At 71.0% G+C, this 12492-nt stretch carries 9 protein-coding genes; 1 reads left to right on the forward strand and 8 read right to left on the reverse strand.

Features of this window, described 5'->3' with window-relative positions:
• Positions 1–19: 19 nt before the first annotated feature.
• From FBY21_RS06675 to FBY21_RS06685, 3 genes are read right to left on the reverse strand one after another with little or no spacing between them, the layout of a single operon-like run.
• The gene (locus tag FBY21_RS06675; protein WP_142009695.1) at positions 20–5431 is read right to left on the reverse strand and encodes an AAA family ATPase; all 5412 of its coding nucleotides are present in this window, start codon (positions 5429–5431) and stop codon (positions 20–22) included.
• Positions 5428–5784 carry a response regulator gene (locus FBY21_RS06680; RefSeq protein ID WP_142016308.1) on the reverse strand — a complete coding sequence of 119 codons (357 nt, stop codon included), beginning with the start codon at positions 5782–5784 and terminating at the stop codon, positions 5428–5430. Before FBY21_RS06680 ends, FBY21_RS06675 begins: the two co-directional genes overlap by 4 nt.
• Before the next feature lie 55 nt (positions 5785–5839).
• Positions 5840–6817, reverse strand: coding sequence for a response regulator (locus tag FBY21_RS06685; RefSeq protein ID WP_142009697.1), 978 nt, complete (start codon positions 6815–6817; stop codon positions 5840–5842).
• 431 nt (positions 6818–7248) lie between these two features.
• Here FBY21_RS06685 and ycaC point away from each other — a divergent pair, with 431 nt between their 5' ends.
• A complete protein-coding gene (ycaC, locus tag FBY21_RS06690) occupies positions 7249–7872 on the forward strand; it encodes an isochorismate family cysteine hydrolase YcaC (RefSeq protein ID WP_074971261.1) in 624 nt (207 codons plus the stop codon).
• On the opposite strand, the gene FBY21_RS06695 is transcribed toward ycaC, so the two are convergent.
• The 5 genes from FBY21_RS06695 to FBY21_RS06715 all read right to left on the reverse strand — a co-directional run bounded on the left by FBY21_RS06695 (position 7853) and on the right by FBY21_RS06715 (position 12454).
• Entirely contained in the window at positions 7853–8296 is a 444-nt protein-coding gene (locus FBY21_RS06695; protein WP_160158572.1) for a helix-turn-helix domain-containing protein, read from the reverse strand. The genes ycaC and FBY21_RS06695 overlap by 20 nt on opposite strands.
• 170 nt (positions 8297–8466) lie before the next feature.
• Positions 8467–9417, reverse strand: coding sequence for a GlxA family transcriptional regulator (locus FBY21_RS06700; protein WP_142009703.1), 951 nt, complete (start codon positions 9415–9417; stop codon positions 8467–8469).
• 113 nt (positions 9418–9530) lie between these two features.
• Positions 9531–9884 carry a RidA family protein gene (locus FBY21_RS06705; protein ID WP_074971255.1) on the reverse strand — a complete coding sequence of 118 codons (354 nt, stop codon included), beginning with the start codon at positions 9882–9884 and terminating at the stop codon, positions 9531–9533.
• A gap of 91 nt (positions 9885–9975) precedes the next feature.
• Positions 9976–11394: an aldehyde dehydrogenase family protein gene (locus FBY21_RS06710; RefSeq protein ID WP_142009704.1), complete on the reverse strand. Its 1419-nt coding sequence runs from the start codon at positions 11392–11394 to the stop codon at positions 9976–9978.
• Positions 11395–11410: 16 nt separating this feature from the next.
• Positions 11411–12454, reverse strand: coding sequence for a homoserine dehydrogenase (locus FBY21_RS06715; RefSeq protein ID WP_142009706.1), 1044 nt, complete (start codon positions 12452–12454; stop codon positions 11411–11413).
• Positions 12455–12492: the final 38 nt, after the last annotated feature.

Genomic DNA, 12492 nt, shown 5'->3' on the forward strand with positions numbered 1-12492 from the left:
AAAAACCCTTAAACCGCCCTCACCCGGCCGCCAGCGGCAGGGTGAAGAAGAACAGGCTCTCGCCGCGCCGGCCACGGGTCGCGCCGAGCCGACCACCATGGGCGCAGAGGATCGACTCGCAGATGGCCAGCCCCATGCCCATGCCGCTGGCCTTGGTGCTGAAGAAGGCCTGGAAGATGCGCCCCTGGGCTTCCTCGGCCACGCCCGGACCGCTGTCTTCCACCAGCACCAGCACCTCGCTGCCGAGGACCTGGCTCTCCAGCACCAGCCGACGGGTGCTGGGTGGCTGGCACTGCATGGCCTCCACGGCGTTCTGGATCAGGTTGCGCATCACCTGCTGCAGCTGGATGGCGTCGCCCTCGACGGTGACGCCGCTGGCCAGGCGCAGGCTGACGTCCACGTGCTTGTCGTCCAGCTCGGCGCGGGTGATCGCCAGCACCTGGCGGATGACCTTGGCCAACGCCAGGGGGCGCCGCTGGCTCGGTGCCTGGCGGGCCAGGGCGCGGGTGGCACGGACGATGTCGGCAGCGCGACGGCATTCGGCGAGGATGTCGCGCAGGCCCTCCAGGGCCTCCTCCACCGAGGGCGAGTCGCGCTCCAGCCAGCGGATGCTGGCGCCGGCATTGGAAAGAATGGCGGCCAGGGGCTGGTTGATCTCGTGGGAGATGGAGGCTGCCAGCTCGCCGAGGATGGTGGCCTGGGAGGTGCGGTCCAGCTCGCTGCGCGCCGCACGCAGCTCGGCTTCGGTGCGACGCCGCTCGGTCACGTCGGAGACCACGCCGATGAAGGTCTCGTGCTCGGCGGGCTCCAGCACCAGCTCCAGATAGCGCGGCGAACCGTCCATGGAGACGCTGCGGAACTCCAGGCGCGCGCCCTGCCGCTCGGCCAGGGCGGTTTCCAGGGCCTGGCCGAAGCGCGCACGGTCGTCGGCATGCACCAGGGCGCCGGGCTGGCTGAGGTAGGCGCCGTCGGCCGGGGCTTCCAGGCGCAGTTCGGCCACCAGCGCGGCGGACCAGAACGACGGCTCCCGCCCCACCCGCCAGACGAAGGTGCCGTAGCGGCTCACCTCCTGCCCCAGGGCCAGCAGCGCCTGGGTACGCCGCAGGGTGCTCTCGCTGTCGCGGCGCCGGCGGTTCTCCGCCAGCAGGTCGCCATAGAGCCGGGCATGGCTGAGGGAAATCGCCGCCTGGGCCGCCAGCAACGCCAGCAGGTCGATGCGAGCCGGGTCGATGGCGCCGGTGGTGAGGCGGTTCTCCAGGTACAGCGCGCCCACCACCTCGCGCTGCTTGAGCAGCGGCAGGCACAGCACGGTGCCGTTCTCCAACTGCCCCAGGTAGGGGTCACCGGTGTAGCAGCGCAGGGCGTAGGGGCCTTCCACCAGCACCGGTTCGCGCCGTTCCAGGGCCTCGCGCACCAGGCCCAGGGGCGCCAGCCGGGCGGCCTCCGCCTCGGGCTGCAGGCGCACCGTCACCCCGTCGTGGTCGGCCTGGCCGCAGGCTTCCACGTGCAAGTTCCCCCCCTCGTGGAGCAGCAGCGCGACGTAGCCGGCACCGGCGTGCATCGCGGCGTTGGCCAGCAGCGTCTCGATCAGCGCGGCGGGCTCGATCTCGCGGGACAGCGCCTGGCAGGCGCGGGTGATGGACAGTCGGTCCAGCTGCTCGGCAACCGGTCGGGGCCCATCCCCCACGCTGCTGCCTTCGCAGAGGAAGGGGTGGGCCTGCTCCAGTTGCACCGCCAGGGTGTGGGCGCCCCAGCGCCGCCAGGCGGCATGGGCCTGGCGCAGGTGCTCACGGGCGGTGCCGGGCAACTCCAGCGCTTCGTGGCAACGGGCCGCCAGCTCGTGGCTCAGGCCCTTGAGGTGGATGGCGCCGCAGGCTTCGGCACAGGCGATGGCGCGCTCGTAGAGGCGCAGCGCCCGCACCGGGTCGCCTTCGGCGCGGGCCACCTCGGCCTCGGCCAGGGCCAGGCGGTCGGCGAAATAGCGCGGGTTCAGCCCCGCCCACAGGCGCAGGCGGCGCAGCGGCTCGGCATAGTCCTGCGGCCGGCCGGTGGCGGTCTGCAGGGCGGCGCGGTTGAGCACGCTGAACATCGCCAGGTCGATCTGGTGGATGTGCACCGGCGCGGACCAGGTCAGCGCCCAGGCGGCGTCCAGGTGCACGGCCGCCTCTTCCAGCTGCCCTTCGAGGAAGGCCAGCAGGCCTTCGAACAGGCTCCACCAGAAGCGCAGCGGGCCCATGTGGCTCCACGCCACCCGCTGGCGCAGGATCTCCACGTCCGGGATCGGCAGGTGGCCGCCGCCCTCCCCGGCCAGCCGGCGGATGTAGCGGGCCTGGGCGTGGAGGATGGTCTGCGCGTCGAGGAACTCCAGGTTGCGCGCCAGCTCCAGGCCGCTGTCGATCTGCCCCAGCATGCGTTCGATGGGGGCGCCCAGCACCAGCAGGTCCGAGACGATGTGGTTGTTGGCGTAGCAGGCGAAGCTGGGCGAGCCCTGGGCCAGGCTGGCGCGGTAGGCCTGCTCGGCGCATTCCAGGGCGAAGGGCAGCGACTGGGTCCAGACGCTCACCTGGTCCAGCGCCACCAGGGCCGAGACACGGCTGGCGGCGTAGGCCGGCTGCTCCGCCAGTCGCCGCGCCACGGCACTGAAGGCAAAGCCTTCGGCATGGCATTCGAAGCGCTCGGCCGCTGCCACGCCGAGCCACGCCAGGGCCTGCACGGCCGCTGTGCTGAGCCCGTGCTGCAGGGCCATGCGGGCGATACACGCGGTGGCCAGCAGCATCAGGTTCGGCTGGATGAACGACCCGGGCACCACCAGCGCGGCCAACAGCTCCATCACCGCCAGTGCCTCGGCATCCTGCGCCTCGGGCAGCTCGGCGAAGCACGCCGGCGGACGGCCGTCCAGTTCGGCCAGCAGGGCCTGCCAGGCTTCGGCGGCCTGCTCCGGCGTGGGCGCACAGGGGAACACCACGTCACGCTCGTCCAGGGCGGCGGCGACACACGCAAGGGCACCGGGGTAGTCACCCCGCAGGCAGTGGATCTCCACCCGCAGGCGCTGCAGGGCGATGCGCTCCAGGGCATCCGCCGTGTCGGCCAGCCGCGCTTGCAGGCGGGTATCGGCCGCCAGGTAGTCGGCGCCGAGAATGAGCCCGTGGACGTGCAACAGCTCCACCTCGCGGGCACGGGCCGGGTCGTCCAGCCCCTGCAGCAGGGCCCCGGCCTGGTGCAGGTAGTCCAGCAGCGGGCCGGGGGCGACGGCGTCGGCGGCCAGGCAGGCGGCACGCAGCAGCAGGTCGACGAAGCGGCGCCGGTCCTCGGCATCCAGCGTGGCCGGGGTCACCCGCAGCACCTGGGCGGCCACCCGGAACACCGCCGCAGCGGGGGCCTGCGTGGCCAGCCCGGCCAGCAACTGGCGGGCGAAGCCGGCGTGCATGCCGGCCTGGTGCTGCGCCGGCAGTTGCCCGCGCACCGACTCCAGCAAGGCGTCGTGGGCGAAGGCCAGACCTTCTGCCTGTTCCTCCAGCAGGCCGGCCTCCCGCGCGGGGTGCAGGTGATGGGCCACGGTATCGGCGGGCAGGCCGCTGGCCTGGGCCAGTTCGTCCAGCGGCGTGCGGTTGCCCAGCAGGGCCAGCGCACCCAGCAATTCCCGGGTGCTCTCCGGCAGGCGCCGCAGGCGCACCTCCAGCAGGCTGGCCACGTCCACCACCGGGCCGTCGGCCATCAGTGGCGTATCGCCGGCCTCGCGCAACAGGGCGGCGAACTGGGTGAGGTACAGCGGGTTGCCGTGCCCCTGTTGCTCCAGGTGCCCGGCCAGGCGGGCATGGACCTCGGGCTGCAGGCTCAGACCGGCGCCCAGCAGGTCACCGATGCCCCGTGCGCCCAGGGGCGCCAGGTCGATACGCACACAGCGCTCGCCAAGCCCCTCGCATGCGGCCAGCAACGGCGCGGCAAGGCTGCCCGCCCGGCATTCGGCAGGCCGGTAGGCGAGCACCAGCAGGCAGTGGTCGAAGGCCGACGGGGCCAGCTCGCAGAGGAAGTCGCGGCTCTCCTCGTCGATCCACTGCAGGTCGTCGACGAACAGCAGCAACGGATGCTCCCGCCGGGCCAGGGCGCCCAGCAGCCGTTGCAGCACGCCGTGCAGGTAGCGTCGCGCTTCGCTGGGCGGCAATGCCTCGGCCGGCAACCGGCCATCCCCCAGCAAGGGCGCCAGCGGCGGAATGAGGCGCACCACCCGCTGGGCATGGGTGCCCACCACGCCTTGCAGGTGTTCGCGCCAGCGCTGGGCCTGGGTCGGTGTTTCGGCCAGCAGGCGCTCGCACAGGCCGCCGAACAGCCCGGCCAGGGCCTCGTAGGGCGCGCGGCGGCGGGACAGTTCGCATTTGGTGCTGGCGAACAGCACGCTGGCGTCATCCTCCTCGCGGCGGAAGCGGCGCATCAGCGAGGTCTTGCCGATGCCGGCCTCGCCCGCCACCAGCACGGCCCCGCCCTGCCCTTTGCGCAGGCGTTCGCGGGCGGCGGCCAGGGTCGCCAGTTCGGCCTCACGGGCCACCAGCAACGCGGCACCGCCTGCCGTCCGGTGCAACGCGGCGCCTTCGCGCCAGGCCTCCAGGCAACGGCGCAGTTCGCTCTCCACCTGGGCCGCCTGGCGCGGCCGGGCGTCGGCCTGCTTGGCCAGCATGGCGGCCAGCAGCGCATCCACTGCGGCGGGCACGCCGGGCCGCAACTGCGAGGGTGCGGGCGCGGCGACGGCCGCATGGCGGTGCTGCCACTCCAGCGGGTCGCCCGCGACGAAGGGGTAGCGCCCGGTGAGCCACTGGAAGAAGCACACCCCCAGGGCATAGAGGTCGGCCTCGGGCGTGCCGTCGCGCTCCGGCGGCAGGTAGGCCAGTTGCCGATCGTTGAGGGCCGGGCTCCCGGAAACGGCGTTTTCCAGGGCGCCGGCCTGGCCGAAGCCGGTGAGGCGGATGCGCCCGTCGGGCATCAGGAACAGGTTGTCCGGGCACAGGTTGCGGTGCGCCAGGCCGCTGCGATGGACCTTGCCCAGCGCCTGGGCGGCGGCCAGGGCGAGGCGCAGGAAGGGCTCCACCGCCAGGGGCTCGCGGCAGGTGAGGGAGAGCGGCATGCCAGCGTCGTCGTCCAGCACCAGCAGGGTGCCGTCGGCGCCACCCAGGCGTGCCACCGGCAGCAACGCCCAGGCCGGGTCCAGGCGCGAACCGAGTGCGTATTCGTGATCCAGCCCGGCCAGCTCCCAATGGGCGGCCTGGGGGCCTGCACGCACCACCAGCCACTGGCGGCCGGTACGGCTGTCGCGCACCCGCCAGCGGCTCAGCTCGCCGTTGCGGTCCAGGGGCTGCCAATCGACACGGGCCAGCCAATGCTCGTCGAAGCAGGCGGCCAGGGCGTCGGGCAGGTCATGCAGCAGCGGCGGCGGGCTCACGCAGCCCACCCGGGCAGGCCGGCCAGCGCGGCCAGCAACGCCTCGGCACTGAAGGGCTTGGCGAGAAAGGCATGGGCGCCGCGGGCCAGGGCCGACTCGGCGCCCTGCGCGCCCGCCTCGGCGGACATGCAGATGACCGGCAGCGGGCAGCCGCGCTCGACCAGCAGCGCCTGCACCTCAGCGCCCTTCAGGCCGGGCATGCGCACATCGAGCAGCAGCGCATCGGCCTGCTGCGGCCAGCGTGAGGCGAGGAAGGCCTCGCCGGACTCGAAGCACACGGCGCGCAGACCGACCGAGCGCAACAGGTTGTCGAGGCTCTTGCGGACCTTGGGTTCGTCGTCGACGACGCACACGACCTTCATGGCTAGCCCTGGGCAGAGGACAGGGGATGGCGGCGTGCATGCCGGGTCAGGCCGGTTCGGCGACCGGGTCGAACTGGGGCAGCATCCCCAGCGTGCGGCCCGCCACGAGCAGGTGTATCAGGTTGCTCGCGCCGAGTTTTGTCATGACGTGCTTTTTATGCATCTTCACCGTCACGTCCTGCAGGCCGAGCTGCTGGGCGATGTCGCGGTTCTGGCGGCCCTCCAGCAGCAACCGGAACACGTCGCGCTCCCGTGGGGTGAGGCTGGCATAGCGCGCCTGCACCGCCTGCCGGGCATGGCGCTGCTGGTGGAGGATGCAAGCCCGGCCCATGGCCTCGCCCACCGCCGCCAGCAACTGGGCCTCGTCCACCGGTTTGGTGAGGAAGCCCTCGGCGCCGGCCTTCATGGCCTTGACCGACATGTCGATGGTGCCGAAGCCGCTCATGAACACCACCGACAACGGCACGCCGCGCCGGGCCAGCTCGCCCTGCAGGTCGAAGCCGCTGCCCTCGCGCAGGCGCACGTCCAGCAGCAGGCAGCCGGGGCGATCACAGGGGCAGCGGGCGAGGAACTCGGGCGCCGAGGCATAGGCCGTGGCTTCGATACCCGCCGAGCGCAGCTGGCGGACCAGCGCCGTGCGCACGGCCGGCTCGTCGTCGATGACATGCACGTCGGCGCGCCCGACCGGCGCAGCGGGCGCCGGTCGGACAGGCGGCTCGGCGACCGCCACCACGGCTGCCTGCAGGTTGAGGCGATAGCCCCGGCGCGGCACCGTTTCCAGCAGGCGCGCATCCAGGCCCAGGTGCTTGCGCAGGGCCGAGACCTGCACCTGCAGGTTGTTCTCCTCCACCACCAGGTCGGGCCACGCCGCCTGCAGCAACTCGGCCTTGGTCACCAGGCGGTTGGGGGCGGCGAGCAGGGCTTCCAGCACATCGAAGGCGCGGCTGCCCAGGCGCACCGGAGCACCGTTCAGGAAGGCTTCTCTTCGCTCCAGCGAAATCCAGGCGTCACCCAGGCGGATCATGGTGGCAACTCGTCGTCGAACAGGCGGAAACAGGGCCGCTTTTCAGCGGAACTTTTTCAACCTAGATGAAAGAAATTCCCATCTCAAGCGTTAACCACGCGATACGGAAATAAGAACAAATGTACAAGCCAGGGTGTCGCGCACCTGCTTCAATGACGTGCCACCCGAACCATCCAACCCCTCTGGAACGGGCCTTTCAGCCCACCCCGCACGCTTCCGGAAAACGCCGGAACCGCCTCAGGGCACACCCGCCCTCCCCGCGTCCGCCGCCGTCGATCCCCCGCCTTCCCAATCGAGCACATCGATGCAAGCCGACGCCCTGTGCGCTCACCGATAGTGGCGGCAGCGCCCGTACCCACCCGCCGACGACCCGGGGGTGATACGGCGCCCCAATCGCCCCGCTGCGGGCCACCGCCACAAGGAGAAACACCATGTCCAAGCCCTACAACCGCCTGAACAAGGACGATGCGGTCGTCCTGCTGATCGACCACCAGTCCGGCCTGATCTCGCTGGTGCAGGACTTCACCCCCAGCGACTTCAAGAACAACGTCCTGGCCCTGGGCGACGTCGCCAAGTTCTTCGGCCTGCCGACCATCCTCACCACCAGCTTCGAGCAGGGTCCCAACGGCCCGCTGGTGCCCGAGCTTAAGGCCCAGTTCCCCGATGCGCCCTACATTGCCCGCCCCGGCCAGATCAACGCCTGGGACAACGAGGACTTCGTCGCCGCCGTGAAGAAGACCGGGCGCAAGCAACTGATCATCGCCGGCGTGGTGACCGACGTGTGCGTGACCTTCCCGGCGCTGTCGGCCATTGCCGAAGGCTTCGAGGTGTTCGTGGTGACCGATGCCTCGGGCACCTTCGACAAGACCGTGCAGCAGGCCGCCTGGGCGCGCATGAACGCCGCCGGCGTGCAGCTGATGAACTGGTTCAGCGTCGCCTGCGAACTGCACCGTGACTGGCGCAACGACATCGAAGGGCTGGGCAACCTGCTCTCCGAGCACATCCCCAACTACCGCAACCTGATGACCAGCTACTTCACTCTGATCGGCAAGTAAGCCGCGACGGGCGCGGGGCCGGGTGCTCGATGCCCCGGCTCATGCGCGCCCCGCTCTGCTCCCGCAGGCGCGCCAGCCGCCATTGGCTGGGCGGCGTGCCCACATGACGGACGAACACCCGGGCGAAGTGCGCCTGGTCGGTGAAACCGCAGGCCTGGGCCACCTCGGCAACGGTGCGCTCGCCCAGCAGCAACTGCCGGGCACGGTCCAGCCGCGCGCGGGTCAGCCACTGGTGGGGCGACAGCCCCGTGCTGCCCTGGAAGGCGCGGGAGAAATGACAACGCGACAGGCCGCACTCACGGGCCAGCCAGGCCACCGTCAGCGAACGGTCGAGGTGGGCCGCGATCAACTCCCTGGCCCGTTGCAGCTGCCAGGGCGCCAGGTGGATCGCCGTGCGGGCGCGGTCCTGCTCCTGTGTCTCCATGGCCCCTCCTCCCTTTTTCTGCCGACGCCGAAGCCCCATCCGGAAGGGATGGAGGGCGGCGCGCAATCGTGGAAGCCATGATGCCGCCCGGCCCTGCGGGCGAAAACGAAACCATGGGGAGCCAGGCGGACAACGAGGGGCGTAATTCGGACATGCCCCGGGTGAGGCCACTAGCCGAACTGGTGGCGGTACTGCGCGGGGGTGAGCCCGAGGCGTTCGGTGAACAGCTCGCGCATGCAGCGCACGCTGCCGAAGCCGCTGCGGAAGGCGATGGTCTTGAGCGGCAGGTCGGTGCTTTCCAGCAGGCGCCGGGCGTGGTCGATGCGCGCGTCGTGGATGAACGCGGTGGGGGTCATGCCCACCTCGCGGGTGAACAACCGGGCGAAGTGGCGGCTGCTGAGCCCGGCGACCCCGGCCAGCGTCTCGACGTTGAGGTCTTCCGCCAGGTGTTCCAGCACATGGCGCTGGGCACGGGCGATGGGGGTGTCCTCCCGCGCCACCTCTGCCAGCAGCGGGCTGAACTGGGCCTGGCCGCCCTGGCGCTTCATGGCCACCAGCAGCACCTTGGCCACGTCCACGGCGATCTTGCGGCCGTGGTCGTCGGCGAGGATCGCCAGGGCCATGTCGATGCCGGCGGTGATGCCGCCGGAGGTCACCAGCTCCCCGTCCTGCAGGTAGATCCGGTCCACCTCGACCTGGGCCCGGGGGAAGCGCCGCGCCAGGCGTTCGGTGTAGTTCCAGTGGGTGGTGACGCGACGCTCGTCCAGCAGCCCGGCCTCACCGAGGATGAACGCACCGGTGCAGATGGAGCCGTGCCGGGGCGTGCGCGCCACGGTTTCGCGCAGCCAGGGCAGCATCTCCGGCTGGTCGAAGTTGTAAGCGCCGGGACCACCGGGAACCAGCAGCAGGTGCAGGTCGCGGGGCGCATCGTCCAGCAGGTGGTCCGCCACCAGGCGCATGCCGTTGGAGGCCCGCACGATGGCCTCGCGGGTGCTGACGGTGAACACCCGGTACTGCTGCTCGGGCGGCAGGTAGCGATTGGCGATGGAGAACACCTCGACCGGGCCGGAGACATCCAGCATCAGCACGTCGGGGTACACGAGGACGGCGACATTCTTCATGTTCTTTTCGGGGGAGCGTGTGCAACACAAGGAGCGAAAGCATACCTGCCCCTTGTGTTGCCGGCCTCCCCCGGTGTGACCGCGCCGTGCCCTGCGTCACGGCACGCCTCCCGCTAGGCGCCGGGCGACTGTCGATAGGCCAGCACCTGGACCTCCACCGCGTAGCCGCCCAGGGCACTGCCCACACAGGCACGGACCGGCTTCGGACCTGCCGCCAGCCAGGCGTCATAGACCTCGTTGAAGGCGTCGAAGTCGCGGTAGTCGGCCAGCCAGGCCTGCACCCGCACCAGGTCCCGGCGACCGAGGCCGGCCTCCGCCAGCAAGGCGTCGATGTGCGCCAGGGCCTGGCGCGCCTGGGCGCGGATGTCCAGCGTCGGGTCGTCGGCACAGATGCCCGCCGTCTCGAAGAACGGCCCGTAGGCAACGGCCTGGGCCATGCGCGGGCCCTCGTGGAATCGCGTGATCATGCAAGGCTCCCTGAAAAAAACGCACCGGGCGGCGCGGCGAGCGGCGTCGTCCGGTGCAAAGGACGACCGCAAAGGGTCGTCACCTGACGGTTCAGTTGAGGTCGTTGATGCAGACCACCTTGGGCTGCGTCATGTCCTCGTAGGCGAAGCGCACGCCCTCGCGGCCCAGGCTGCCGTACTTGAAGCCGCCGAAGGGCATGGCGTCGAAGCGGTAGTCGGAGGAGTCGTTGATCATCACGCCGCCGGCCTCGATGCGCCGGGCCGCCCAGAGGGCGCGACGCAGGTCGCGGGTGAAGATGCCGGCGTGCAGGCTGTACTCCGGTTCGTTGGCCAGTGCCACGGCCTCCTCCAGGGTTTCGAAAGGCTCCAGCACCACCACGGGTGCGAACACTTCCTGGCGCCACAGGCGGCTGCGATGGTCCACCCCTTCCAGCACCGTGGGGTGATACAGCGCTCCCTCGCAGCGTTGGCCGCACAGCAGGGTCGCTCCCTCGGCGAGGGCTTCGGCCACCACCTGTTCGGTGGTGCGGGCGGCCTGCTCGGTGATCATCGGGCCCATGTCGCTCTCGGCACGGGCCGGGTCCCCCACCACCAGCGCGCGGGTACGGGCGACGAAGCGCTCACGGAATTCGGCGTAGATCGAGGCCTGCACCAGCAGGCGCTGGGTGCCGATGCAGTTCTGCCCGGCGGCCCAGAACGCACCGGAGACACAGGATTCGACGGTGGCTTCCAGCTCGCAATCGTCCAGCACCAGGACCGGTGCGTTGCCGCCCAGGTCCATCGCCAGCTTCTTGAGGCCGGCATTGCGGGCGATGTGCTCGCCGGTGACGAAACCACCGGTGAAGGAAATCATCCGCACCTCCCGGGCCGAGGTCAGCGCCTTGCCCAGTTCCGCGCCGCCGGTGGCGATGGTCACCACGGCCTCCGGCAGGCCCGCTTGGCGCAGGCAATCCACCAGCTTGCAGGCCGACAGCGGAGCCAGCTCGGACGGCTTGAGCAGCACGCCATTGCCCCCGGCGATGGCCGGCCCGAGCTTGTGCGCCACCAGGTTGAGCGGGTCGTTGTAGGGGGTGATGGCGACGATCAGCCCCAGGGGTTCACGGGTGAACCAGCCCTGGCGGGACTCGGAGCCCTCGTAGGATTCGAAGGGCACCACCTCGCCGGCATTGCGCCGTGCCTCCTCGGCGGAAAGCTTGAGGGTGTTGATGCAGCGCTTCACCTCCTTCTGAGCCTGGCGCAGGGTCTTGCCAGCCTCGGCGACGATCAGCGCGGCGAAGGCGGCGGCCTCCTGCTCCACCCGGCGGGCGGCCTCCTCCAGGATGGCGGCGCGACGGTGCCGGGGCAGCGCCGCGCACTGGCGCACACCCTCGCGGGCACTGGCCAGCAGGGCCGGCACATCGGCGGCGCCCAGGCAGGGCACACTGCCGACGAGGCTGCCGTCGAAGGGGTTGTGGACGTCGATGCCGGAGGGCTCGACAGCGGTGGCCAAGGCCAGGGACGAAACGGTCATGGGCAGGCTCCTGGGCTTACGGGCGGCCGTGGGTGGCATGGAGGGCGACGATGTCGGAGAGCAGCGCGAAGGCGGTCTCGATACGGCCGGCACCCGGTCCGGACACGGTGACCGCGCCCAGCAGTTCGGTGTTGAAGGCCACCGCGTTGGTGGCGCCGCTGATCCCGGCCAGCGGGTGGCCGAGGTCCAGCTTGCGGGCCTCCACCCGCGCAGCCACCGAGCCATCGGCCTGGCGCTGGGCAGAGCCGATGAGCTTCCAGCGAGCCCCCTCCTCCCGGGCCTGGGCCAGGTCCGCCGGGGTCAGGGCGCTGATGCCGCTGCAGGCGACGTCGCTCACCGAGAGGTGGGCATCCAGCAGCTCGTTGGCGAGGATCACCACCTTCAGGCGCACGTCGTGGCCTTCCACGTCCGCCGTCGGGTCGGCTTCGGCGTAACCCAGTGCCTGGGCCTTGGCCACCGCCTCGTCGAAGCCGAGGCCTTCCTCCATGCGGGTCAGCACGTAGTTGGAGGTGCCGTTGAGGATGCCCTCGAAGCCGACCATGCCGGCTCCCGCCAGGGTCTGTCGTGCCATGCGGATCACCGGGGTGCCGCTCATCACCGCGCCCTCGTACTCGAAGGCCACGCCGTTGCGCTTGGCCAGGGCCTTGAGCTCGGCGCCATGCAGGGCAATCGGCCCCTTGTTGGTGGTGACCACGTGCTTGCCGCTCTCCAGGGCCCAGCGGCAGAAGGTGGTGGCGGGTTCGCCGTCCACCGGGTTGGTGAAGGTGGCCTCGGCGATCAGGTCCGCGCCGGACTGCTTGATCACGGCCTCGTTGAAGGCCTCGGCGGTGCCGCCCGGCAGGCTGGCCAGCGCCCCCTGGGTGGCGGGCAGGTTGGCCAGCTGGGCGGCGTCGAGGCCGTTGCGGTCGATGAGAGAGCCGAGGAACAGGTCGGTGACCCCGACGATCTTCAGGCTGAAGCCCAGCTCGCGCTGCCAGGCCCCGTTGCGCTCGGCCACCAGGCGGGCCAGGCCACGGTTCACTCCACCAAAGCCCACGAGGGCGATCTTGTATTCGGTCATCAGGTGCCTCCAATCCGGCGTTTGCTCGATGGGGTCAG

The sequence above is a fragment of the Pseudomonas sp. SLBN-26 genome (assembly GCF_006715895.1).
GTDB lineage: Bacteria > Pseudomonadota > Gammaproteobacteria > Pseudomonadales > Pseudomonadaceae > Metapseudomonas > Metapseudomonas otitidis.

Coding starts and splice junctions, on each gene's coding strand:
- FBY21_RS06695 (WP_160158572.1), bottom strand. CDS start 8,296: ATGGAGACACAGGAGCAGGACCGCGCCCGCACGGCGATCCACCTGGCG.
- FBY21_RS06710 (WP_142009704.1), bottom strand. CDS start 11,394: ATGACCGTTTCGTCCCTGGCCTTGGCCACCGCTGTCGAGCCCTCCGGC.
- FBY21_RS06705 (WP_074971255.1), bottom strand. CDS start 9,884: ATGATCACGCGATTCCACGAGGGCCCGCGCATGGCCCAGGCCGTTGCC.
- FBY21_RS06685 (WP_142009697.1), bottom strand. CDS start 6,817: ATGATCCGCCTGGGTGACGCCTGGATTTCGCTGGAGCGAAGAGAAGCC.
- FBY21_RS06700 (WP_142009703.1), bottom strand. CDS start 9,417: ATGAAGAATGTCGCCGTCCTCGTGTACCCCGACGTGCTGATGCTGGAT.
- ycaC (WP_074971261.1), top strand. CDS start 7,249: ATGTCCAAGCCCTACAACCGCCTGAACAAGGACGATGCGGTCGTCCTG.
- FBY21_RS06715 (WP_142009706.1), bottom strand. CDS start 12,454: ATGACCGAATACAAGATCGCCCTCGTGGGCTTTGGTGGAGTGAACCGT.